This is a genomic window from Mycobacterium sp. MUNTM1 (assembly GCF_054660795.1).
This window is the reverse complement of sequence record NZ_BAAGDE010000035.1, coordinates 41,393-64,043: the sequence shown is the minus strand read 5'-3', so window position 1 is coordinate 64,043 and position 22,651 is coordinate 41,393. Positions and strand designations below refer to the sequence as shown.

Sequence of the window (22,651 nt, the reverse complement as noted above, 5' to 3'; positions counted from 1 at the left end):
GGGCGCTCTGGGCACGTTGGCCGCGGGCTCGTGGCAGAGCGCGCGCTTCGCGCTGCGCCAGGAAGCGGCGACGCCCGCCTGCGCGGGCAGCTGCGCCGGCTGCACGCAGTCGTGCGAGTGAACTGACGCCGGGGGAGTGGCCCTAGTTCCGGCTGATGTCGATGGGGTGGGTGGCCAGCAGTGAGAGCGGCAGCGGCTGGCGCCGCAGGACTTGGCCCCACAGGTCGGACCTCGGTCCGACGAGCACGTCGGAGGGCAAGGCGGACAACACAATCCAGTCGTCGCGCTCGATCTCACCTTCCAGCTGACCGATGGTCCAGCCCGAGTACCCCGCGAAGATTCGCACCCCTTCGACCAGCGGCGCGATCACGTCGGGCTCGGCGTCCAGGTCGACCATGACGACCCGGCCGTCCACGTGCCGCAAGCCCGGCACACCCTGGGGATCGGCGCCGACCCGCAGCGTCGCCAGGCACAGCGCCGCGTCACGCTTCACCGGGCCGCCGATGAACATCGTCTTCGGCTTGGCGGACAGCTTGGTCCACTGGGGCAACACGTTGTACACCGCGGTTTCGCTGGCGCGGTTCAGGACGACACCCAGCGTGCCGCCGTCGTTGTGCTCGACGATGTAAATCACGCTGCGCCGAAACGTCGGTTCGAGGAGATCGGTGTTGGCGAGCAGCAAAGTGCCCGCACGCACTCGTTGCGCGGCAGGTGCGACGTAGTCCTCTGGATCCTCCGGCGGCGGCACCCCACCATCATCGCATCCGTCGCATCGTGGCCCAGGGCAATCGAGAGCCTCGGCCATGGAGATTTGTACTGTTATTGGGACGGCTCTGATCGCGCGAGCTTTGCCAGCCCCAATCGTGGAAGTCGGTTTCGGTGATCCCAACCCGGATGCAGTCCAGTGCACCCGTCGAAGTTTGGCGGTCCGTGCGTGGTTTGCCGGATTTCTGGCGGCTGCTGCAGGTGCGCGTTGCGAGCCAATTCGGTGACGGCCTGTTTCAGGCGGCCCTGGCCGGTGCCCTGCTGTTCAACCCGGATCGGGCCGCCGATCCTCTCGCCATCGCCCGCGCCTTCACGGTCCTGTTCTTGCCGTACTCGCTGCTCGGGCCGTTCGCCGGGGCGCTGATGGACCGATGGGATCGGCGGCTGGTGCTCGTCGGCGCCAACGTGGGCCGGCTGATCCTGTTCGCCGCGATAGGCACCATCCTGGCGGTGCGGGCCGGTGACCTGCCGCTGTTGCTTGGGGCCTTGTTCGCCAACGGCCTGGCCCGCTTCGTCGGGTCCGGGCTGTCGGCGTCGCTGCCGCACGTGGTGCCGCGCGAGCAGGTGGTGACGATGAACTCGGTTGCCACCGCGTCCGGGGCCATCGCGGCGTTCGTCGGCGCCAACTTCATGCTGGTGCCGCGGTTCATCTTCGGGTCCAGCGACAAGGGCGCCTCGGCGATCGTGTTCCTCACGGCGGTGCCCGTGTCGATCGCGTTGCTGTTGTCGTTGCGGTTCGGTGCGCGGGTGCTGGGGCCGGACGACACCTGGCGGGCGATCCACGGGCCGGTTATCTACGCGGTGATCACCGGCTGGCTGCACGGCGCGCGGACGGTGGCGCAGCGCCCCACGGTCGCCGCCACCCTGTCCGGCCTGGCCGCCCACCGGATGGTCATCGGCATCAACTCGCTGCTGGTCTTGTTGCTGGTCCACCACATGCCCAACCTCGAGGGCGGGGGATTCGGCACCGCCTTACTGTTCTTCGGCGCCGCGGGCCTGGGCGCCTTCCTGGCCAACGTCCTGACGCCGCCCGCGATCCGCCGCTGGGGGCGCTACGCGACCGCGAACGGCGCGTTGGCGATGTCGGCGATCATCGAGCTCGCCGGCGCCGAGTTGCTGCTCCCGGTCATGGTCGCGTGCGGCTTCCTGCTCGGCGTCACCGGGCAGATGGTCAAGCTGTGCGCCGACACCGCGATCCAGATGGACGTCGACGACGCTCTTCGCGGGCATGTGTTCGCCGTGCAGGACGCGTTGTTCTGGGTCGCGTTCATCGTGTCAATCACGGTGGCCGGCACCCTGATTCCCGACGACGGGCACGCGCCCGTCTTCGCGCTGTTCGGATCCGTGCTGTACGTGATCGGCCTGGCCGTGCACAGCATCGTCGGGCGCCGCGGCGAGCAGGCGAACGATCGTTAAGGTACAGACGTGACGTGCCCGACAGCCGAAAGTCGAGGGCCCCGATGACCGGGCCCGCGCCCATGGTCGACGATCTGCGTGCCGAAAGTGACGCGCTCGACGAGCTGGTCGCGCCGTTGTCGCCCGGCCGCTGGGCCGACCCCACACCGGCGCCCGGCTGGACGATCGCACACCAGATCGGCCACCTGCTGTGGACAGATCGGGTCGCCCTGATCGCGGTCACCGACGAGGCCGGGTTCGCCGAGGTGTTGGCGGGCGCGGCCGACGACCCGGCGGGCTTCGTGGACAAGGGCGCCGAGGAGTCAGCGGCGCTGGCGCCGGCCGAGTTGCTCGCGACCTGGCGCGTCACCCGGGGACGGCTGCACGACGCGCTGCTCACGGTGCAACCCGGCCGCAAGCTCCCGTGGTTCGGCCCGCCGATGAGCGCGGCCTCGATGGCCACCGCGCGCCTGATGGAGACCTGGGCGCACGGCCTCGATGTCGCCGATGCCCTGGGCGTGACGCGGCCCGCGACCGAACGCCTGCGGTCGATCGCTCACCTCGGGGTGCGCACCCGCGACTTCGCCTTCGCCGTCCACAATCTGGCGCCACCGGCCGAGCCGTTCCTGGTCGAGCTGCGCGGGCCCGCCGGCGATACCTGGTCCTGGGGGCCACCCGACGCCGCACAGCGGGTCACCGGGTCGGCGGAGGATTTCTGCTTCCTGGTCACCCAGCGCCGTCCGTTGGACGCCCTCGACGTCACCGCCCAGGGCGCCGACGCCCAGCGGTGGTTGCGGATCGCGCAGGCTTTCGCGGGGCCGCCCGGCCGGGGTCGATGAGCGCGCGAGCACACGTCAGTGCAGCGGCCCGCCGTAACTGGCCCGGTTCTCGGCCTCGGCCTCCTCGCGCAGCGCGGTGATCGCAAGGTTCAGTCGTTCGGCCAGCTCTCCGTGGCCGTACCCGGTCATCACCCCGGGATGCAAAGTCAGTTTGAGTAGCCGCCCGTCGGAATTCGCCACCGCGTGGATGTCGCCCAGGTCGACGCTGTAGGTGACGGCTTCGGCCTGCGCCACAAGGGCTTCCCACTTGTCGGCCGCCTCGCTCAGTTCCCGAAGAACCGATTCGACGAGATCCTTCTCGCTGAGATTCGCGCGACTGCCCGAACCCGCCACCATGACAGTATCGTCGACCCCTCCGACCAGCGTCAATTCATAGGCGAGCAGGTTTGCGGCCGGGCCTGCCGCGCGTTCACCCGCTGAGCTTGTGATACCAGGCGAGGTGGTAGTTCGCGGACACCGCGTCGCCGCTGGCGATGCCTTCGGTAGCGGCCATCAACAGGCACTTGAGTAGCAGCGCCGGATCGACGTTCGGGTACTGAACGAGGAGCTGGTAGCGCGCGGTGTCGAGGTGTACCCGCAGCACGTCGACCTCCTGGTCGACGACAACCGCTCCCGCGGCGGCGGCACCCGCCAACCGTGGCACGATCTTGGGCAGATCGTCACGCGCCCGGGTGGTCGCGCTGAGCACGCCCGCCAAATCGTCGATCGCGGGCAGGGTGCGCGGCTCCACGGACGACTTGGTCGCGGCGAAGTCGACCGAGCGGCGCAGCGAATCGCCGGGGGTGTACGTGACGATGCGCGTCGTTTCGCCGATCAGTGCGGCCACCCGGCCGGTGCGCCGCTCGGGCTCCAGCAACCGCACGCCTGCCGGCAGGGTGATGCCGGACGGTATCCATCCGTGAGCGAGGTCCGTGACGAGTATCGTCGTGCCGTCGGCGCGGTCTCCTATCGCCCAATTCACGCGTGGCTCTTGCCGGACCACGAACTCCAGCAGGCGATTCAGTCGCGTGTTGTCGAATCCCGTTGGTGCGGTGTGCTTTTCGGCCTGCTGCCAGGCGGCGGGGAGGGCGGTCGTGTCGGCGTCCGCGGCAACGGGGGTGGTGGCGGCGGGTTCCTGCGGCGCCGGCTCCGCCTTAGCGACGGCCGGCTCGTCGACGACCGCGTGGTGGCGACCGGAATCGGTCAGCTCCGGGGCCGGCTGGGGCGCGCGCTGCGCTGGCGCCTTCAACACCGGCTCCGCGTGGGTGGCCACCGGGATGACCTGCGTCTCCTCGAAATGCGACGCATCGGCGGCGGCTGGCTCTTCCCCGGGGGCCGCCGCCTGCGGCTCGCCCTCGCCGACCGGCTCGACGACCGCGTGGTGACGACCGGAATCGGTGAGCTCGGGCGCAGGCTCCGCCGGGGTCGGGGGAACTGGCTCGTCCCTGCCCACCGGGATGACTTGTGTCTCGTCGAGCTGTGACGCATCGGCGGTGCGGCGGGCCGCGTCGTCGGCGGGGGCTTTCGGGCCGGCCGCCGGCGGCGTACCGGCGTCGGTGCGGGCCTCTTCCGCGAGCTCTCGACGACGGCGCCTTCCGCCCGGTCGCGGCGCTGACTCCGGCGGGCCCGACCGGGTTGCCTCCGCGACGGGCTTCACCTCGCGGATCGCGGGCAGCACCTGCGTCTTTTCCAGGTCCGCGTCGGACGGCTCAGCGCGCGGTTCGGGAGCCGCGGGGGCTTGGGCCCCGCTCTGCACCGCGTGCAAGTAGCGGATCGTCGATTCGACTCGGCGCACCGCACGGCCGCGGGCGGCGTCGATGACCCGCGCTTCGGCCGCCTGACGGGACAGGTCGGTCATTCCCGATCGCTTGAGCAGCTTCAGTTCGTCGTTGGCGGCGCGAGCAATTCGATCCAGGTCAGCCTTGAGATACTCAGCGAGGGTGGCGGTTTCGGGCGTCACCGTCGACAATTCGGCAGGCCAAAGCCCGCCTGTCACCCACGGGGTGCAGTCGATAGGGGAGCTGAAGGCCGGCATCGCCAGTGATTCCCGGGTAGCTCTCCGGAGGCGCTGGCGCGCCGACATCCGACCGAAGACCGCCACCGGCTAAGCGTACCGGGACCGGGCGGGCGACTTGTGCGGTCAGTGAATTGTGCGGTCGCATTGCCCTGGGTAGCGTGAGGCCATGGCTGATTCTGCACTGCAGCAGCAACTCGACGAGGTGCGCGCCTTGCTCGCCCACGCGCGAGAGTTGTTCGGCCCCAATCCGGTAGAGCCCCCGACGGGTATCGCCCCCGATCCCAGCGTGGCTAAGCCGTGGTTGCGCTAGCCGGACAACTCGCCTGACAGGCCTTTAAATCACGCCGTTACGACGGCGCAGCTTGTGCGCCAGCAACTTTTCGATGGCCGCGTCGAGATCTCGGGGGGTCGGAACCTCCGCGGATGGCGTGTGCCCGGCGGCGACGATCTCGTCGCGAATTTCCAGCAACGCCTTGAGGCATGACACGTCGGCGGTCAGCAGAATGCCTTGCGCCAGCGTCTCGGCGTCGGTTTCCATCGCCTCTTCGCTCAGCGCGACGCTGTGCATATAGCCGCCGCGGCAAGAGCGGACAAGGATGTGTCCACTCGGGTGAACGGTGTCGAAAGCAGGATTCGCGTCGGTCATCGACCGCGGTCGACGATGTCGCCGAACTTCCCTGCCGCCTCCTGCTCGTGCTGCTCCCACATCGTCGCCGAAACGGTCAGTTTGTCGGCCAGATCCGCGTGGTCAGCAGCTTGCTGCTCATAACATTGGCGTCGAAGTTCCAGCAGCTCACGGCCCGCGTCGCGGAGTTCACTGAAGATCGGCCCGAGCGAATCAAGGCTCTCTTGGATCGCGGCGTGCGACGACGGAACGGTACGCAAATACTCCGAGGTGTCCTGGTGATGCGCGGCAGCCTGACGTAGGTGCGCAGGCACTACATGAATCGAATCTGCCATCCGCTGTCTCCTGTTGACGACCGCCGGTTGTGCCGGCGGATTCATTTTTGTCAGGTGGTCGACGAGGTCGCCGGCCGGGTCGGTGTCGGTGGGTCAGGCTTGGCCGGCGACGGTATTGCCGCGGCCGCCGCCGGCGGATGCTCCCAGCCTAGGAAGGTCGGCCCGCTCACGGTGGCGATGTGTTGAATTTGGCCATCGAGAAGCGCCTTGCCGGAGCCGAGGGCGAGTGCGTGACGATCGGTGAACATCCCAATATCGCCGGGTGCCACCTGTAGGGGATCGACGGGGCTTGATACCGCGGTTCCCGGCGGGGGGATGGTCATCCCCTGCTGTTGGAAAGCCTCCGCTATCGGGGTACCGCCGACGGCGGCGGTGATCGCGGCCGCCAACTGTGGGCTGGCGGCGGTCACCGTTTCCCCGTCGGGCAAGGTCACCGGCGTCGGCCCGGCCGGCGGCTCATCTGACGTGTCGTGTTCGGCGTCGGTTCCGTCGGCCGCCTCGTCCGAGGCGTCCCGCGCTCCCGGGTCCTGGCCCTGGTCGTCCGGCAGCTCCTCGTCCGCCAGGTCTTCAAGAGCCGGATCGGCCGAGTCGCCACCCTGAAGTCCGGAGAGCGGAAGCCCGCCGGGCTCCCAACCGGCCATCGACGGCATGGAGCCGAGCCCCGGGAGTGAGCCGCCACCGAAGTTCGGCATGGCGGGCGCCATCGGCTGCTGCGGTACGGCCGGCATCGCCGCGCCGGCGCCCGGGTCCGGCCCGGGCGCATCCCCGGACAGGTCGTCATCGTCGGCCAACAATGAATCCAGCAGCGGGTCCCAATCGGCGTCGAGATCGTCTGCCGCGCCGCCCGCGGGGGTATCACCGACCGGCACCGCCGCCCGTGGCTGTTCGCCCGGCGCGTTCGGTTCGCCTTTGGCGGCGTCGTACAGCGACGTCCACGCGGCCATCAGCGCCGACTTCGACGTGTCGTCCAGGCTGGCGTTCAGGACGACCTCGCGAATGTCTCGGAGCTTGCCGATGAGAAACCGCTGGAAGTCACGCGCCCCCGCCGGGGTGTCCAGGTCTGACCTGGTCCGCACCGCGGCTTCGGTTTCGTGTTGCAATCTGGTCAGGGCTTCTCTGCCGTCAACCGCCCGCAGGTGCGCGTTCAGGATCGCCGAGACCACCTGCATGTCCAGCTGTGAGCTCGCCGAGTTCTGTTGCGCGAGAGCGGCTTCGGCATCGGCGATGGCATCGGCCGCAGCGCCCGTCTCGCGGTCCGGCGGTGCCGACGTTTCGGCGGACGGCCGCTGCACGGGCGGCCCGGCCGTTCCCGCGCCGAACACGCCGGCGTGCTGCTGACGGATCTTGCGCAGGATCGCCTCGACCTGTTCGGGGCGAGTGGTCGGGGTGATCACGGCGGTCACTTCGGCCGGGGCCAATCCCGTCTGCCATGCGTTCGGGTCACCGGTGCGGTCGCGGACGTATTTGACCGCCGCAAGCAGGTCGTCATATGCCGACATCAGCCAGGCAGGCGGCGCCGCAGCCTGCTCGAACGCTGCTGCGGGAAATGACGCGGCCCCTCCATGCTCGGCGACAGTACTCAGGGGCATAGCTGCCGACAATTCACTGCGCAACACGGTGTGGACCGATTCCGGCTAGCCGCTGTCGACGGCGTACTGGGCCCGGAGGCTCTGCAACACAGCACTTTTCGCCCGACCGAATTCGCGCGCATCGGCCACGACCGAGGCGATCTCGCGTTGCTTGGCCATCAGGAATTTCTGAAACTCCCGCGCCCCCAGGGGCGTATCGAGCGCGAGGTCCGCCTGGTTCACGGTCGCGTGGTCGATCTGTTCGGCGATGGAGTCCAGTCGCCTGACGCTCTCACGCGCTGCCTCATGAGCGCTCGTCAGCACCTCGGTCAGCACCCGATCGGCTTCCGACGCGGCGCCGTGCTGACTCGTCAGCGCCGACCGCCGCGCCTCAACGGCCTCTAACGAGGGCCCGGGTTGTTCCGGCATCGGCTCACCCCATTCGTCGTGCCCGCGTTGCCGGGCGGTGTTGGCTGGTCATATCGGTCGACGGATCGCAACGTTGTTGCCCAGTCGGCTTATTCGCACCGTGGTGCCCGAATAGGGCGCTTCCACAACCAGGTTGTTCCCGATGGCCAGCTGCACATGGCCGGCGTGCGGAAACACCAGATCGCCGGGCCGCACCTGGGAGGGGGACACCGGGATGCCGTCGTTGATCTGCTGATACGTCGTGCGATCCAGGTGGATACCGGCTTGCGCATAGCTCCACTGCACCAGCCCGGAGCAGTCGAACTGGTCCGGGCCGGTCGCGCCCCAGACGTACGGTCGGCCCAAGCGGGACAAGGCGGCGCGCACCGCGAGTGCAGCGCGCTCGCTCGGCAGTCCCGCTATCCCGAGCCGACGGTCGTGCCGGAGCCGATAGCGCAAGGCCAGCAGTTGCGCGTAGCGACGGCGGGCACGCACGCGCGCCGTCAAAACGTGTGCCCGTTGGGCCCGCAGGCGAGACGCGCGGCGGCGCATGGCCTCTCGCTGCGCGAGTGGGGTCCCCGGCATGTCGGAATCCGCGCGGGCCGCGTCCAGCACGCTTCGAGTCAGGTCGTGGGCCTGTGCCCGATCGCGGTGAGCGCCTGCGATGACGTCCGTGGCCGCAGCGTCGGTGCCGGCCGCCGCGGACAGGCGTCGCCTGCTGTGGTCCACCGCGAGCTGGTAACCGCCGCGCGCCATCTTGTCGTTCAGCCGGGCGGCTTGCCGCAGCACGTTGCTGTAGTGCGCGGTGCCCGCGTCCATAGACGGCGCCCGCGTGTGACCCGCGAAAAGTTCGTGGGCACGGCTCAACACCTCGACGTCGGTGTGACTCACGGTGCCCCCTCGTCGTCGGCTTGGCTTGCCTCTTTTGCGCCGGACTCGACCGCGTCGGTGAAGGCGCGGACGCGGGGGAGCGCACCCGGCGCGATCACCCCCCGGTTGCGGATGTCCCACATCTCGTCGACATCCACGCCGAGCAGTGCCGCGATGATGGTCTCCGGCAACGACGACTGCGCGCATGCCCGGTCGAAACGGGCGCTCAAGCTGGTGGGCATCCGCTCCAACAGCGCCGCGCGCGTCGCCTCCAGCGCTTGCAGATGCTCCATCAGCCTGCCGGTCGAGTCGGCGCCGGCGTTCACGGCCACCCGCCAGGAGCTGGCGGCGAGCATCTCGGCCTTCACGCACTGCGCGATCACAGACAGAATATACGTCTCATATTCGTTTGATGTTGTCGCAGGCAATCGATCGATGACGGATTTGAGGGCATCGAGCTGTGCTTCGGCATAGCCTTCCAGGACTTCTGTGTCGCTGTGCCGGTCGACAACGACGGGTCCGCTGCGCCGCGTGGGCATGGGCGCCGGCGGCTGCGCGGCCATCAAGCGCGCGAGCTCGGCGTCCGGATCGGCGGCCACCAATAGCCGCGAGTAGGTGCCCGGTGGCAGGCCAAGGCCGTTTTCAATCTTCTGAACTGTGCTTTTGTGCGGCTTGCGGGCTCCGCGCTCGAGGAAGCTCAACCCCATGATGCTGACCCCCGTCGCCGCGGCGAGGTCGGCTAGTGACCAATCGCGTGATTCACGCAGCGCGCGGATAGCCGCACCGGCTGATTCACGGGTCACCGCACGCTCCGGCCATGGGCCGGATATTACACAGCCAGCGCCCTCGCTCTAGGTATATACGTTTTTGTCTCGTTTCTCTTGCGTTCGTGCGCCTCTTCTGTATACGCTTTTGCCTACGTTTCACGCTCGACAAGGAGACCGACATGGGACACCCCTGCGCAGCCAACCCGGAACTGTGGTTCGGCTACCCCGACGACGACGGTGGTGACGGCGCCGCGAAGGCACGCGCGTACGAGCGTTCGGCCACCGAGGCGCGGATCCAGTGCCTGCGCCGCTGTCCGTTGGCACAACAGCGCCGCTGCGCCGCCCACGCGATCGCCCACCGCGAGGAGTACGGCGTGTGGGCCGGGGTGAAGCTGCCGGGCGGCCAATACCGCAAGCGCGACCAACTCGCTCACGCACACGACGTCCTCCGGCGCATCGCCTCCGGCGAGATCAACGCCCGGCAGCTGCCCGAGAACGCGGCCTTGCTGGCACGCCACGAACACGAAGCGGTCCCGGTGGCCGCGGTCGTGCTGCACCTGCCGCTCGCGCAAGTCAAACCCCGTTCGGCTGCCTGACATTTCGCCGAAAGCCGGGGCAGCAGTTTGCTGAGCCGGTCAACGGGGTAGACGGGGTCGGCAAGACCAGTTCTGTCGACCTAGAGGCGCGCCCATGACGTTCGACCTGACCCCGACAGCGGCACAACACGACCTTGCCCGGCGCACGCACGAATTCGCCGAATCCGTAATACGCCCAGTCGCGCTCGACTACGACCAGCGACAGGAATTTCCCTGGGCCGTGCTGGAGGAGGCGGCCCAGCGCGGTTTCTACAGCCCACTGTTCTACCGCGATCTGATCGGCGATCCAACCGGAATCTCCCTGCCGATGTTCATGGAGGAGCTGTTCTGGGGCTGCGCGGGCATCGGCTTGGCGATCGTCATGCCGGCGTTGGCGCTCTCCGCCATCGGCCAGGCCGCCTCCCCGGAGCAGATGCTGGAGTGGGCGCCCGAATGTTTCGGCACACCAGGAGATCTCAAGCTGGCCGCCCTGGCCATCTCCGAGCCCGAGGGCGGCAGCGATGTGCGTAACCTGCGCACCCACGCGCGGCGCGACGGTGACGACTGGATCATCGACGGCCACAAGATGTGGATCGGCAATGGCGGCATCGCCAACGTGCACGTGGTCAACGCGGTGGTCGACGAGGAACTCGGCCACCGCGGCCAGGCACTGTTCGTGGTGCAGGGCGGCACCCCCGGACTGAAGCTGGTGCGAAAGCTGGACAAACTGGGCTGCCGGGCCTCGCACACCGCCGAGTTGCTCTTCGAGAACGTGCGCGTTCCAGCTGCCAATCTGCTTGGCGGAGAAGAGAAACTCGAACACAAGCTCGCTAAGGCCAGGGAAGTCGTGGCGGGCGGAAAGCGGTCGGGTTCCGCGACCTTGGGCACCTTCGAGCAGACGCGGCCCATGGTCGCCGCACAGGCCATCGGCATCGCCCGCGCGGCGCTCGAGTACGCCACGGCGTACGCCACTGAGCGCGAGGCGTTCGGCGGCCCCATCATCGACAACCAGGGCATCGCGTTCCCGCTGGCGGAGCTGGCCACCCAGATCGACGCCGCTCGGCTGCTGACCTGGCGTGCATCGTGGATGGCGGCCAACAACGTCCCCTTCGAGCGGGGCGAAGGTTCGATGTCGAAGATGGCCGCCAGCGAAGTCGCGGTCAAGGCCACCGAACGCGCTATCCAGACCATGGGTGGCTGGGGCTACATCACCGATCATCCGGTTGAGAAGTGGTATCGGGATGCCAAGCTGTACACCATCTTTGAAGGAACCAGCGAGATTCAGCGAATGGTCATCTCCAACGCGCTGGGTGCCGCCGTCGATACCCCGCCGCTACATGTGGTGCTCGAACCGTCGGGGGGACCGCTGAACCGGGTATTCGGGCGGGGCACACCGCTGCGCTCCCGCGCGGCCGAGGGCGCCCTGGCGATGAAGGATCGCGTGCCCGAGCCCGTCATGCGACTGGCCATGAAGGTGCTGCGGCCCCCGCGCAAATAGGCATGGCGGGTACGGTCGCGGGAGATGGCGCTCGCGCGAGGGCCCTGCGACGGAGGGTGGACGATGAGCAATCTTGAAGCCGCGCCGGCCGAAGTCGCTTGCGCCGCTTCACAACACCTGGATGCCTCGCCGGTGGTGGAAGTGCTGCGGCCGCGAGAAGTTCCGTTGGGCGGCCCCAGGGCGATCCGGGTGCGACGCACCCTTCCGCAGCGACAGCGCTCGCTTATCGGGGCGTGGTGCTTCATCGACCTCTACGGTCCGGTCGACGCGAGAATGGACGTCCCGCCGCATCCCCATACGGGACTACAAACCGTCAGCTGGTTGTTCGGTGGGGAAGTGGAGCACCGCGACAGCGCCGGCGTGCGCGCGGTTGTTCGGCCCGGCGAGCTGAACCTGATGACCGCGGGCGCCGGCATCTGCCATTCGGAAGTCTCCCTCGAGTCCCATGCGCTGCTGCACGGCGCCCAGCTCTGGGTCGCACTGCCCGCATCCGATCGCGACACCGGGCGTGACTTCGCCCATTACAAGCCCCCGCCCCTGGCGCTGCCGGGCGCGATCGCGCGGGTTTTTCTCGGCGAGCTGGCCGGCGGCCGATCACCGGTGCCGACGGCAACGCCGTTGCTGGGCGCCCAGATCGACCTTGACGCCGAGGCTGTCCTGGACATCGACGTGGACCCGACCTTCGAGCACGGGGTGCTCTGTGACTTCGGGACCGTACACGTGGACGGAACGGCCCTGGCGAGCGCCGAATTGGCATACCGAGGGCCCGGCCCGGCCCGGCTGCAGGTGGAGAATGCGGGGGAGGGCCCCGCGCGGGTGCTGCTGCTCGGCGGCACGCCGTTCACCGAAGAGTTGGTGATGTGGTGGAACGTCGTCGGGCGAAGCCACGAGGACATCGTCAACTACCGACAACTGTGGGAGGACGCCGACGACCGATTCGGCGCCGTCCAGGGATACCGGGGAGCGCTCGCCAGACTGCCCGCACCACCGCTGCCGACTACTCGGCTGCGGCCCCGATCGACACCGCAAAGAAAGGGAAGCACAGATGACAACCGATAAGACCGGCGCCGAAGCCACGGTTAGCCTCGAGGACGGCAAGTACACGATCGCCGTCGAGGGTAAGACGGTGGGGCTGGCCGACTTCGCCGACCGCGGCGATCAGCGCGTCTTCTACCACACCGAAATCGATCCGGCGTACGGCGGACGCGGGCTGGCGACCATCCTGGTCGAGGAGGCGCTCAACGAGGCGCGCGACGAGGGCAAGCGCATTGTTCCGGTGTGCTCGATGATCGGCACGGTGCTCAAGAAGCATCCCGAATTCGACGACATCACCGACCCGGTGACTCCGGAGATCACGCAGTGGGTGCGCTCGTAAGGGGCAAGGTTCGGAGTTCGAATCAGAGTTCACCCGATTGAAAGGTGAAGCAAACAACAGCTCATTGCTGCGCGGAAGAGCGCCGGCCGATCGGCGCAGCTAAATTTCGGACGTTGGAGTCGTTCAAAGTCCGCCTTGGCTGGCAATTGCCAGTAGTTCGTCGAGCGACTTCAGCATTATGTGGCTGAAAATTGTAGCGTCGCCCACCACTAAAGTGGCGCATTCACCATTCAGGCGCAGCTCGACATTTCCTTTGTCCAACTCGGAAACTTCGATGCCGGCGGCGTATCCCAACTTGTAGAGGTCGGTGCCTAGTGGGCCAGACGCTAAGCCTGAGCGGGCCAGAGTTGCCCAGTCCCATACCAAATACTTCTCTACCAGGTCAAAGTCCGAAAATGTCGCCACATCATTGCGCCTATGGCCACGGTCATCGACCATGTCGATTGTCCAGCGATTTTTGCCATCTCGAATATGGACCGAGTAATCGTTCGCCTTGAACGCGATTTCGCAGTCATCACAGTTTAACGATGTAGACGCACCATCCAGCCCTGCTTTAGGCGCCCACTCTGACCAGATTTCTGACAAGCGCGAAAAATCTACCATCTCACCGTATCCGCAGCACTACGCCAAAACGTTCCAGCTGTTCCACGGTACCACTTGTGCCATCCGGTTTGATAATTCGGTATTGCTGACCTCCACCGGGTTGATGGAACCACGGCGCTGCCTCCGATTCCTCTATATGCCAACCAGGAGGCAGGGCAGACGGATCTTCCACTACGTATTGGTAGAAGGGTTGGGCAGCGCTTCCCGGCGGCAACGAAAGTTGAGCAAACGGTGTCCCCTCGGGAGCCATATACGCACCCCCCGGATTGCCGAATCGGCTGAGAATGGAGCCCGGGGTGAGATGGGCGTCGGGAACGACAGTGCCGGGAACCGCGTACGGCTTGGTCGGCAGCGTGTCGTCCGGATATCGCAGGCGACCGTCAGGATGGGTGAATTCCGGGCCCGGCTCGACCGGATGGTATCCGTCGAACAGTGGGTGGTCTGAGGCAAGTGGTGGCGGCGGCGGGTGATCCGGCGGTAGCGGTGGTGGGCGGTCCGGCAACGCAGGGACATGAGGCCCAGCCGGCGCGTGCTCGCCGGGTACGTCGGCCGGCGGCGTGTGCTCGGCCGGCGGAGCGTGCTCGACCGGAGGCGGCTCAAGAGGATGCGTGCCGGGGACGGGCTCACCTCCAATCCCTGGAGCACCGTGCGGAGGGGGATCCGCCCCGGCCAGTGCGGCACGCAACTCTGGCCCGGTCATGCCACTGGCCGTCAGGCTTTCGGACGTCAGGCCCTCAAACGCTTCTCGGCCGAATAGCGCCTTCGCGCCTTGTAAAACCGCCTCCCCGCCAGCCTTCAGCCCCGGCCCCCCGACCGCCAGGGTGATGGCGGTCCAAAGCGGTTCGGGGGTGGCTTCCACTTGCCCGGGATCCGGTGTGCGCATGCCGGTCAACTTGCCGCCGTTGAAGCTGTAGTAGGTGCCGGTGGCCTGGTCGAAGAACTCGCCCGTTCCGTTCTTCAGCTGGCCGGTGACCTGTACGGGCTGTCCCTTGTCGTTGTAGGTGAACATGAAATGCCCGTCGGGGGTGATGCTCACCGACGCGGGATCGACGCCGGTGTAGTCGGGTATCTTGCGCAGGTCGTCGAGAGCCTTCGCAAGATCATCCTTGAGCTTGGGCAGCCTGGCATTGGCGGCCTCGGCTTCCGGTGACCCTGGGCCGTGGGTGTACGCGTCGGCCGCGGCCTTATTGAGAGCGTCCCGCGCAGCGCGTACCTTGGCCAGCTGGTCCGCCACCGCCTGTGTGATGACTTGGCGGATCTCCGCCAGTGCAGCTTGTTGGGCGGGCGACGGCGGAGCGACACCGTCAGCGTCGGCGCCATGGAGGGGCGCACCGTCGTACCCTTCGGCATGAAGGCTATCCAGCGATTTCTGAAGGCCGTCGGAATAGCCGTTGCGAATCGACTGCAGTGCAGCCAGCGCGGCCTTGGTGTCCCGTAGGGCGTCGTCTTCACATGTGTTGATGAACGCATGCACCGCGTCCTTGTCCGCGGCGGTGAGGCTTTTGTCGTTGTTCAACAGGTTGACGGCCTGGACGACCGAGTCCGAGATGCTCTTCAACTGCGAATCCAGGGCTGCGATCCGCGCCGCGCCTGCCTTTTGTGCGTCCGCCAATGCCGCGGCGATGTTCTCCAGGTCCGCTCCGATCTTGGGCAGCTGTAACGACTGCGCTCCAAGGGATTTCACGATCCGCTGCACTTCTGCGGAGTCGTTAATGGGATGGCCGCCATCCTGGTGATTCCAGGCGGCCTCGAAGCGGCTGCGGGCTTGCTGGAAAGCGTTGTCGGCCTCGGCAGTGCATCGACCCGCCCGATGAAAGGCCCGGGCTAAATTTGAAATCTGCAACGGGCTGCCAGCCTGCAGGCTCGCATTGATCGCCCAGGGGTCGCCGCCGGCTTCCGCGACCAGCGCCCTCTCATCTATATAGGGAAGTCCCATGACACCATCGATGGCTGACTGGCGATGCGCATCTCACCGCGGCCGGTCTGGTGCACATTCGCGTCGACGCAGGCATTCCACGTCAATGCGCATTCCCAACCCTCCTGAGCTGCACATAAGGGTACTGACAAGGGCACACCCGTCAATTCACCACGCAGCGATGCTGTCTTTCCGTGGTGCCTAGCTCAGCCCTCCGCATCGGTCGCGCTCCAGCGCGTACAGCGCCATGCGCCGGTTCGGCATGTCGTGTTCACCGAGAAATTCGCAACCCAGAAACTCGCAGATCCGACGCACCGTCGTGTTGCGATAGTCCGGGTCGAACATGATCCGTTGGCACGCGGGCTCAATGGCGAAAACGCCGGCGACGACCTTGCGCAGTATCAGGGGCCCCAGACCACGGTTCAGCAGTTGCTCGTCGGCGAGGGCCCCGTGCAGTCCCAAATCGTACGGGTGGCTGTCGTAGCGGCGCGCGATGGAATCCTTGGCGGCCCGGTAGATCTCCATATAGGCGCGATCCACCCCGTTGATGCTGAGGATGAGCGGCCGCGAGTACGTGCCGTCGACCTGGGCGCGCAAGTGGTTGCGCCAGCGGGCCACCGGCCAGTCGTACTCCCAGGTCGCGGCCAGATGTGGCCGGTTCATCCACTCCGCCACCATTTCCGCGTCCGGCCCGTCGGGGTCGGCGACGCGAATCTGGCTCGGCGACAACAATTCCGGAATCGGCGGAGGCGCAACGGTGCGGACAGCCTCGGAGATATCCGTGAGCTCGCGCGGGAGTGCGGTTGCGGGCACGCCGGTGGTACCGCCGGCCTCAGGTGGCAAGCTGGCGGCCCACCTCAAGTCGCCTGAGCTTGCCGGACGACGTGCGTGGCAGTGATCCGGGTGGCATCAAGACGACGTCGGCCGGCGTCACGCCGCACACCGAGATGACCCGTTTGATGACCGCGCTGCGGGTCACATCGTGGTCCGAACCCAGGAACTCCGCAGCGATGAGCAACCGGGACTGGGCGACCCCGGATTCGGACCCGACCGCAACCACTGCGCCTTGCCGCACACCGTCGACTTGGCCTGCCACCTGTTCGATTTCGGTGGGGAAGATGTTGCGACCGGCGATGGTGATGACCTCCTTGGAGCGACCACAGATGACCAGCTCGCCGTCAACCAGGTAGCCGATGTCTCCGGTACGAAACCACCCCGCATCGAGACCCGGTGCGGCGCCGGCGTCGCCGAAATAGCGCGTCATCATTGAGGTCCCACGGACTTCGACTTCTCCGATGCGACCGTCGGAGCTGTTCTCGGCCGGGCTTATTCGTAACTCCATGCCGGGGATCGGCCGCCCCAACAGCGCATACTTCTGGCGGCTCCCGGATTCGGTGCGCTCGTCGATGCGCAATCCGTCTGCGCAGTCGGGCATGGTGACGGCGCAGGTCGACTCGGCCATCCCGTAGGCGGGGGTCGCCGCCGAGGCCCGAAACCCGAACGGCGCCATCGCCGTCGCGAACTGCTGGAATCCCTCGCAGTCAACGGGTTCTCCACCGTTGATCGCAATGCGAAGTGGTCCCAGATCGACGTCCGACACGCGCCCCGAGAAGCGTCCGAGCGTGGCGTACCCGAAATTCGGCCCGGCCGTGAACGTCGCCGCGCTGACAGAAAGCCACTCCGCCCAACGAAGGGGCGCCGCGGAGAAGGCGCCCGTCGGCGCCTGCCACACGGGCATCCCCCGCAGAACGCACGTCAGCAGGAAAGCCAATCCCATGTCGTGATAGATCGGCAGCCACGAACAGCCCCGGTCGGACGCACCGTCGAGCTGCAGCCGCTCACCGATGCCGCGCATGTTGTTTAACACCGCGGACGGTGACAGGACCGCCGTCCGCGGATCACCCGTCGAGCCGGCGGTTCCCTGCAGGATCGCGGCCTCTGAATCACGCGGAATCCGAAGGTCATTCGACGCCGGGGTACGCGCGACGTCGACCAGGCCGCACACGGCCGGCGCCGCTTCGACCTCGCCAAGGAGACGCAGGGTAGCCCCGTGGCTGAGGACCATGCTGACTCCGATTCCGCTGAACCGAGCCATCGTGCTGCGCGCCCATTCAGTCGGGTCGGCGCCACGTCGGGGGCGCGGGAGGATCGACACCGCCGCGCCCGCCAGCCACGCGCCTTGGATGGCGGCGATCAGCTCGACCGTCGGCTCACCGACGAGCCCGACGGCTCCGACGCGGTCCTGCTGCAGCAGACGCGTCGCGATGCGTTCGGCCAACCCGTGCACCTCCGGCCAGGGACGCGCCGTCCACTGGTCGGTTTCTTTGTCCAACACCACCAAGTCATGCGGCGATCGGGTCATCGCCTCGCGCATCGCGGCGGCGAGGACGCTCACGCGCGGACTCCTGCGTCACTCAAACGCGTTGTCCCAGTGCCTCCTTCGGACCCCAGGTCTGGGCTGTTGTGAAGGAAGCTGACCAACTGATCGTCGACGGTGCGGGGCACAGAGGGATGGGAGGAGGTCATGTGCCGCGACCATACCGTCTCTATTTAGGTAAGGCTACCCTCATCGCATAGGTGTGGGTTGCGTCACCGCATAGCCGGCCTTTCCCTCGTTTGTGCGCGCATCCACTGCGACGAGCACCGGGTTGTCTATTCATCGCTGCCACAACAACTTTCGTGGCTCCCACAGTGCCCTCGCATGTACATCGATTTCCACGCGATGCATAGGAACAGTCTGAAATGATGGTTCCGTGACAGAGCCCTGCGCGGGATGCGGTTTCACCTATGACCTGCGACGAGCCGCTAGCGCCGGCGACGATGTCCGCGCCGTGTCCGCCGAAGTCGTTGCGCTTCTGTGCAATAGTGACATCGCCGTGCGGCTGCGACCGCGACCCGACGTGTGGTCTCCGCTCGAGTACGGCTGCCATCTGCGCGATGTGCTGCTCGTGCAACGGGAACGGGTGCTCGCGGCGCGGCGCGTCAACGGCGCCGACTGCGCGGCCATGGGTCGCGAGGAGCGTGCCGAGCACGACGGCTACAACGAGCAAGATCCCCTCGCGGTGGCCCGCCAACTCAGTGATGCGGCAACACTATTCAGCAATGTCCTGGCACGGCTCGCCGACGAGGACTGGGAGCGCACGGTGGTCTATCACTATCCCGAGACGAGTGAGCGGTCGTTGCGCTGGGTTGCCGTGCACACCGCACATGAATTGCAGCACCATCTCCTCGACATTCGCCGCCAGCTATGAGCCAGAGCCGGCGCTACAGTGCCGGCATGAATGTCGATGCGGTCGCGTTCAGCGAACGGTGGGTGCGCAACTGGAACGCTCACGACGTCGAGGCTGTTCTCGCCGACTTCCATGACAACGTCGTGTTCACGTCGCCGGTGGCCGCCAAACTCTTCCCGGATACAAACGGCGTGGTCCGCGGCAAGGCCGCGCTGCGGCGATACTGGACCGAGGCCGTCGCACGCATTCCGGATCTGCGGTTCTCCGTTGAGGGCGTCTACCAAGGCATCGACACGATCGTCATCGCTTACCGCAACCAGAATGGCGACTCGGTCAACGAGGTCTTGATCTTCCGCGACGACGCGGTCATCGAGGGCCACGGAACGTATCGCCTTGCCGACTCGTAACGCTCCGCCACGCCCACCCCACCCGGTCGCCGCATCTTGCCGGGCGAGGGACAGTTTGTGCGGCTTGGTCGCCGGCAGTTGACGGCGATGGCGAGATTCGCGAGCTGCGGCGCGGCGCTCCCACCCAAGCTCGAGCTCAAGTTCGGCGAGGGTGGCCATGATCGCTGCTACCGCGCGGCCGGTCGAGGTGGCGGTGTCTATTCCTTCGCGCAAGGCGCGCAACAGGATTCGGCGCTCACCGAGTTCGGCGATGGTGCGGGTGACTTCGGCGACCAAGCGGCCAAGGCGGTCGATGGCGGTGACCACGACGATGTCGTCGGCGCGGGCTTAGTCCAGCATCGCGGCCAGCCCCGGGCGGGCGGCGTTGGCCGACCCGGAGAACGTGTCAGTCAAAAGCGGCTGGCGGTGACGCCGGCCGCGGTCAGCGTTGAGAGCTGTGCGTCGCGGTCTTGGTTGGTGGTGCTGACTCGTGCGTGGCCCAGGATCGCTGTCATAGCGATGACTGTCTCACTGCTCCCCGACAGTAAGGTTTCGAGACACGCGGTGTGGGACAAGGAACGAGACACCACGACCTGCGGCTAACCGGCAGGGGAGTGGAGCCCGTGGTGGTGTCTCGTTTCGCTACGTTCGAGACGGCGATCTGTTGTCGCGCATTCGCAAACATCGACTACGCGATGTAGTAGTGCTTCACTAGAGACATGGGCTCATACGATGGTGGCCGACGAGGGCTACAGGCAACCCTCGCTGTACTTTCGGTAATCCCGTTTCTCTCTGGATTGTCAGGAATGCTGCTCGGGACGAAGAGCCTGCCGAGTGACAACAGCCAGCTAGGCGCGAGCGCGGATAGCGAATACCGGTTTGTCAACGCATTCTGGTTTGCCACCGCACCAGCCATCTGGGCCGCCATCCCACGCATTGAAGAGCACACCGGATTCATCAGGCGTTTGACTGCCGTGGTCTTCGTCGGCGGACTGGCCCGACTCGTGTCATGGCGAACCGCGGGTCGGCCGCACCCGGCCTTTGTCGCTGCGACAGCATTGGAACTTGTGGGCGTCCCCGCCGTGATGGTGTGGCAGTCCCGCGTTGCGCATGAGAGGAACGTTGCGCAAGACAAGAACTGAACCGTCCAAATTCTCTAGAAACGCGACGGCTTGCACAGCTGGTCGGCGATACCCCAGACGAAGTTACCCAGCTTGCTCAAACCTGATCTCCCGAATCGCCGTACTTCGCTGTCCAGTGTGGCCGCACCTTAACTAGACCAGACCGGATTTGGGGAGGGGTCGATTCCGGGATTTGCGCTCCGAGGCCCCCCTCGACTTGCTTCGCAACACGGCGCGAGGGCTTGGTCCACCAAACCGAAAGGTCACGACCTCTTTCGAGTTCGTGACCTTTCGTGCCGCCGTTCGTAGAACCGCTCAGTGTGGGCGAAGGGGGACTTGAACCCCCACGTCCCGAAGGACACTGGCACCTGAAGCCAGCGCGTCTGCCATTCCGCCACTCGCCCGGAAAAACAACCGATGGACCATATCACTCTAATGGCCGAATCCCCGAACCGCCGAGGTGGGCCCGGAAGCCTTATCACCCCGTGCACCGGTCGGCTCGCACCCGTCTGAACTGCGCCGATGCAATTCTCACAATTTCGAAAGTGCCGCGGCCATGCGGTATCCCGATACCATGCGGAAGTGATTCGGCACCCGGGTGATTCGTTTGCCGTCCAACGGCAATACCTGATGGCAAGTGCACACGAACGGTAGGACATGAGTAGCCAACGGGGGCTGGTTGCGCGGATCGAGCGGAAACTCGAGGCGACGGTAGACAACGCCTTCGCCCGGGTCTTCGGTGGATCGATCGTTCCGCAGGAGGTCGAAGCCCTGTTATGCCGCGAAGCGCGGGACGGTGTTCAGAAGCTGCACGGAAATCGCCTTTTGGCCCCCAACGAATACATCATTACCCTCGGTATGCACGACTTCGAGAAGGTGAGCGCCGATTCGGATCTCACGTCGAGCGCTTTCGCGAGGTACTTGGCTGACTACATCCACGAACAGGGGTGGCAAACGTATGGTGAGGTGGTCGTTCGGTTCGACCAGTCGTCGAACCTGCGCACCGGCCAGTACCGCGCCCGCGGTGCTGTCAACCCCGATGTCCAGCCCCGCCCGACGGTCGACGACGCCGTCCGGCCACAATCAAATAACGCGTTCGGCGAAGAACGAGGAGTAGCACCAATGACTGACAATTCTGGCTACCGCGGGGCTCAGGGGCCGGGGCGATCCGGCGACGAGTACTACGACGACCGCTACGGGCGTCCGCAGGACGACGCGCGCGGTGGCCCGGACCCGCAGGGAGCACCCGACCAGCGGGGTGGATATCCACCCGAGCAGCAGGGCTACCCGCCTCAGCAGGGCTACCCGCCGCCTCATCAACACGAGCAGGGTGGCTACCCGGAGCAGGGCGGCTACCCCGACCAAGGGCACGGCGGCGGCTACCCCCCGCAGCAGGGCTACCCGGATCAACGCGGCTACCCCGATCAACCAGGTCAGGGCGGCTACCCCCCGCAGCAGGGCTATCAAGGCCAGCGCGGCTACCCCGAGCAGGGACAGGGCGGCTATCCGCAGTCGTATGAGCAGCGTCCGCCCGCTCCCGGCGGCTACGGCGGTCAAGGCTACGACCAGGGGTACCGCCAGGGTGGCGGCTACGGCCCGCCCGGCGGTCAGCAGGGTGGCGGTCAGCAGGGCTACGGCGGATACGGCGACTACGGCCGCGGTCCGGCCCGCCCGGACGAGGGCGGCTACGCCCCGCCCGAACAGCGACCCAGCTATCCCGAGCAGGGCGGCGGTTACGACCAGGGCTACCAACAGGGCGGATACGGCCGCCCGGACTACGGTTCCGCCGAGTACACCCAGTACTCGGAGCACGTGCAGGGCGGAACATACGGCGGCCAGGCCGGGGGTTACCCCGATACCGCCAGCCCCGAGTACGAGTACGGCCAACAGGCGGACTACGGCCAACAGGCCGACTACGGGCAGCAGGCCGACTACGGCCAGCCGGGTGGTTATGGCGGTTACGACCAGGGCGGCTACGGCGCCGGCGGAACCACCATCACCCTCCAGCTCGACGACGGCAGCGGCCGCACCTACCAGCTGCGCGAGGGCTCCAACATCGTGGGCCGCGGGCAAGACGCCCAGTTCCGGTTGCCCGACACGGGGGTATCACGGCGTCACCTCGAAATCCGCTGGGACGGACAGGTCGCGCTGCTGTCAGATTTGAACTCGACCAACGGCACCACGGTGAACAACGCACCGATCCAGGAGTGGCAATTGGCCGACGGCGACGTGATCCGCTTGGGCCATTCGGAGATCATCGTCCGGATCCACTAAGCCACTGGGCTTAACGCTGCCGTGCTTCGCCCCGTGTCGTCCGCCGTCCAAGTATCGTGACGTAGCCGATGTGCTCGGAGTCACGGGCGCCAGGGATGCGACGCTA

General features: G+C 66.8%; 23 protein-coding genes, 1 tRNA gene and 3 pseudogenes. 12 read left to right on the top strand and 15 right to left on the bottom strand.

Annotated features, from left to right (window positions below; all coding sequences use genetic code 11):
- Positions 1–121, top strand: a pseudogene (locus ACYQ8K_RS19420) (hypothetical protein); the annotation flags it as partial.
- Positions 122–142: 21 nt separating this feature from the next.
- Here the strand turns inward: ACYQ8K_RS19420 and ACYQ8K_RS19415 are convergent.
- Positions 143–805 (bottom strand): YqgE/AlgH family protein, encoded by a 663-nt coding sequence (locus ACYQ8K_RS19415; RefSeq protein WP_459971494.1) that lies wholly within the window; start codon positions 803–805, stop codon positions 143–145.
- Between ACYQ8K_RS19415 and ACYQ8K_RS19410 the strand changes: the two are divergent.
- Positions 804–2,181 (top strand): annotated as a pseudogene (locus ACYQ8K_RS19410) (MFS transporter). The gene ACYQ8K_RS19415 and the pseudogene ACYQ8K_RS19410 overlap by 2 nt on opposite strands.
- Before the next feature lie 44 nt (positions 2,182–2,225).
- The gene (locus ACYQ8K_RS19405; RefSeq protein ID WP_459971498.1) at positions 2,226–2,999 is read left to right on the top strand and encodes a TIGR03084 family metal-binding protein; all 774 of its coding nucleotides are present in this window, start codon (positions 2,226–2,228) and stop codon (positions 2,997–2,999) included.
- Positions 3,000–3,014: 15 nt separating this feature from the next.
- Here ACYQ8K_RS19405 and ACYQ8K_RS19400 read toward each other — a convergent pair whose 3' ends face one another.
- Both ACYQ8K_RS19400 and ACYQ8K_RS19395 read right to left on the bottom strand, forming a co-directional pair.
- Complete coding sequence (locus tag ACYQ8K_RS19400; RefSeq protein WP_064953503.1) at positions 3,015–3,335, bottom strand: DUF2710 family protein; 321 nt, start codon at positions 3,333–3,335, stop codon at positions 3,015–3,017.
- A 73-nt stretch (positions 3,336–3,408) separates the two neighbouring features.
- On the bottom strand, positions 3,409–5,079 hold the full coding sequence (locus ACYQ8K_RS19395) for a DUF5631 domain-containing protein (RefSeq protein ID WP_459971492.1): 1,671 nt from the start codon (positions 5,077–5,079) through the stop codon (positions 3,409–3,411).
- Between the two features lie 82 nt (positions 5,080–5,161).
- Here ACYQ8K_RS19395 and ACYQ8K_RS19390 point away from each other — a divergent pair, with 82 nt between their 5' ends.
- A complete protein-coding gene (locus tag ACYQ8K_RS19390) occupies positions 5,162–5,305 on the top strand; it encodes a hypothetical protein (RefSeq protein ID WP_459971490.1) in 144 nt (47 codons plus the stop codon).
- 24 nt (positions 5,306–5,329) lie between these two features.
- On the opposite strand, the gene ACYQ8K_RS19385 is transcribed toward ACYQ8K_RS19390, so the two are convergent.
- The 6 genes from ACYQ8K_RS19385 to ACYQ8K_RS19360 form a co-directional block, all read right to left on the bottom strand.
- Positions 5,330–5,641: a DUF2694 family protein gene (locus ACYQ8K_RS19385; protein WP_064883177.1), complete on the bottom strand. Its 312-nt coding sequence runs from the start codon at positions 5,639–5,641 to the stop codon at positions 5,330–5,332.
- Positions 5,638–5,955 carry an ESX-1 secretion-associated protein gene (locus ACYQ8K_RS19380; RefSeq protein WP_007771671.1) on the bottom strand — a complete coding sequence of 106 codons (318 nt, stop codon included), beginning with the start codon at positions 5,953–5,955 and terminating at the stop codon, positions 5,638–5,640. Before ACYQ8K_RS19380 ends, ACYQ8K_RS19385 begins: the two co-directional genes overlap by 4 nt.
- A gap of 50 nt (positions 5,956–6,005) precedes the next feature.
- Complete coding sequence (locus tag ACYQ8K_RS19375; protein WP_459971496.1) at positions 6,006–7,454, bottom strand: DUF4226 domain-containing protein; 1,449 nt, start codon at positions 7,452–7,454, stop codon at positions 6,006–6,008.
- Between the two features lie 135 nt (positions 7,455–7,589).
- On the bottom strand, positions 7,590–7,952 hold the full coding sequence (locus tag ACYQ8K_RS19370; protein ID WP_459971488.1) for a DUF4226 domain-containing protein: 363 nt from the start codon (positions 7,950–7,952) through the stop codon (positions 7,590–7,592).
- A 48-nt stretch (positions 7,953–8,000) separates the two neighbouring features.
- Positions 8,001–8,822 carry a C40 family peptidase gene (locus ACYQ8K_RS19365; RefSeq protein WP_459971486.1) on the bottom strand — a complete coding sequence of 274 codons (822 nt, stop codon included), beginning with the start codon at positions 8,820–8,822 and terminating at the stop codon, positions 8,001–8,003.
- Positions 8,819–9,604, bottom strand: a complete 786-nt coding sequence (locus tag ACYQ8K_RS19360) for a helix-turn-helix domain-containing protein (protein WP_459971484.1) — start codon at positions 9,602–9,604, stop codon at positions 8,819–8,821. The genes ACYQ8K_RS19365 and ACYQ8K_RS19360 overlap by 4 nt, the downstream gene beginning before the upstream one ends.
- Before the next feature lie 143 nt (positions 9,605–9,747).
- Between ACYQ8K_RS19360 and ACYQ8K_RS19355 the strand changes: the two genes are divergently transcribed.
- From ACYQ8K_RS19355 to ACYQ8K_RS19340, 4 genes are all read left to right on the top strand, one after another.
- Entirely contained in the window at positions 9,748–10,164 is a 417-nt protein-coding gene (locus tag ACYQ8K_RS19355; protein WP_064953496.1) for a WhiB family transcriptional regulator, read from the top strand.
- A gap of 94 nt (positions 10,165–10,258) precedes the next feature.
- A complete protein-coding gene (locus ACYQ8K_RS19350; protein WP_459971482.1) occupies positions 10,259–11,641 on the top strand; it encodes an acyl-CoA dehydrogenase family protein in 1,383 nt (460 codons plus the stop codon).
- Between the two features lie 63 nt (positions 11,642–11,704).
- Complete coding sequence (locus ACYQ8K_RS19345) at positions 11,705–12,700, top strand: pirin family protein (protein WP_459971481.1); 996 nt, start codon at positions 11,705–11,707, stop codon at positions 12,698–12,700.
- On the top strand, positions 12,687–13,016 hold the full coding sequence (locus ACYQ8K_RS19340) for a GNAT family N-acetyltransferase (protein ID WP_459971479.1): 330 nt from the start codon (positions 12,687–12,689) through the stop codon (positions 13,014–13,016). The genes ACYQ8K_RS19345 and ACYQ8K_RS19340 overlap by 14 nt, the downstream gene beginning before the upstream one ends.
- Before the next feature lie 123 nt (positions 13,017–13,139).
- On the opposite strand, the gene ACYQ8K_RS19335 is transcribed toward ACYQ8K_RS19340, so the two are convergent.
- The 4 genes from ACYQ8K_RS19335 to mbtM form a co-directional block, all read right to left on the bottom strand.
- Positions 13,140–13,619, bottom strand: coding sequence for a hypothetical protein (locus ACYQ8K_RS19335; protein WP_459971477.1), 480 nt, complete (start codon positions 13,617–13,619; stop codon positions 13,140–13,142).
- Position 13,620: 1 nt separating this feature from the next.
- Positions 13,621–15,555 carry a putative alpha/beta hydrolase gene (locus ACYQ8K_RS19330; RefSeq protein WP_459971475.1) on the bottom strand — a complete coding sequence of 645 codons (1,935 nt, stop codon included), beginning with the start codon at positions 15,553–15,555 and terminating at the stop codon, positions 13,621–13,623.
- Between the two features lie 180 nt (positions 15,556–15,735).
- Positions 15,736–16,377, bottom strand: coding sequence for a GNAT family N-acetyltransferase (locus ACYQ8K_RS19325; RefSeq protein WP_459971473.1), 642 nt, complete (start codon positions 16,375–16,377; stop codon positions 15,736–15,738).
- Positions 16,367–17,929 carry a long-chain-fatty acid--ACP ligase MbtM gene (gene mbtM, locus ACYQ8K_RS19320; protein ID WP_459971471.1) on the bottom strand — a complete coding sequence of 521 codons (1,563 nt, stop codon included), beginning with the start codon at positions 17,927–17,929 and terminating at the stop codon, positions 16,367–16,369. The genes ACYQ8K_RS19325 and mbtM overlap by 11 nt, the downstream gene beginning before the upstream one ends.
- A gap of 358 nt (positions 17,930–18,287) precedes the next feature.
- Between mbtM and ACYQ8K_RS19315 the strand changes: the two genes are divergently transcribed.
- Both ACYQ8K_RS19315 and ACYQ8K_RS19310 read left to right on the top strand, forming a co-directional pair.
- Positions 18,288–18,785, top strand: coding sequence for a DinB family protein (locus ACYQ8K_RS19315; RefSeq protein WP_459971469.1), 498 nt, complete (start codon positions 18,288–18,290; stop codon positions 18,783–18,785).
- A gap of 26 nt (positions 18,786–18,811) precedes the next feature.
- Positions 18,812–19,171, top strand: a complete 360-nt coding sequence (locus ACYQ8K_RS19310) for a nuclear transport factor 2 family protein (RefSeq protein WP_459971467.1) — start codon at positions 18,812–18,814, stop codon at positions 19,169–19,171.
- A 21-nt stretch (positions 19,172–19,192) separates the two neighbouring features.
- Here the strand turns inward: ACYQ8K_RS19310 and ACYQ8K_RS19305 are convergent.
- Positions 19,193–19,665 (bottom strand): annotated as a pseudogene (locus ACYQ8K_RS19305) (recombinase family protein); the annotation flags it as partial.
- A 204-nt stretch (positions 19,666–19,869) separates the two neighbouring features.
- Here ACYQ8K_RS19305 and ACYQ8K_RS19300 point away from each other — a divergent pair.
- Positions 19,870–20,292: a DUF4345 domain-containing protein gene (locus ACYQ8K_RS19300; protein WP_459971466.1), complete on the top strand. Its 423-nt coding sequence runs from the start codon at positions 19,870–19,872 to the stop codon at positions 20,290–20,292.
- 300 nt (positions 20,293–20,592) lie between these two features.
- Here ACYQ8K_RS19300 and ACYQ8K_RS19295 read toward each other — a convergent pair.
- A tRNA-Leu gene (locus ACYQ8K_RS19295) sits at positions 20,593–20,675 on the bottom strand.
- Positions 20,676–20,928: 253 nt separating this feature from the next.
- Here ACYQ8K_RS19295 and ACYQ8K_RS19290 point away from each other — a divergent pair.
- The gene (locus ACYQ8K_RS19290) at positions 20,929–22,545 is read left to right on the top strand and encodes an FhaA domain-containing protein (protein ID WP_459971465.1); all 1,617 of its coding nucleotides are present in this window, start codon (positions 20,929–20,931) and stop codon (positions 22,543–22,545) included.
- Positions 22,546–22,651 lie beyond the last annotated feature (106 nt).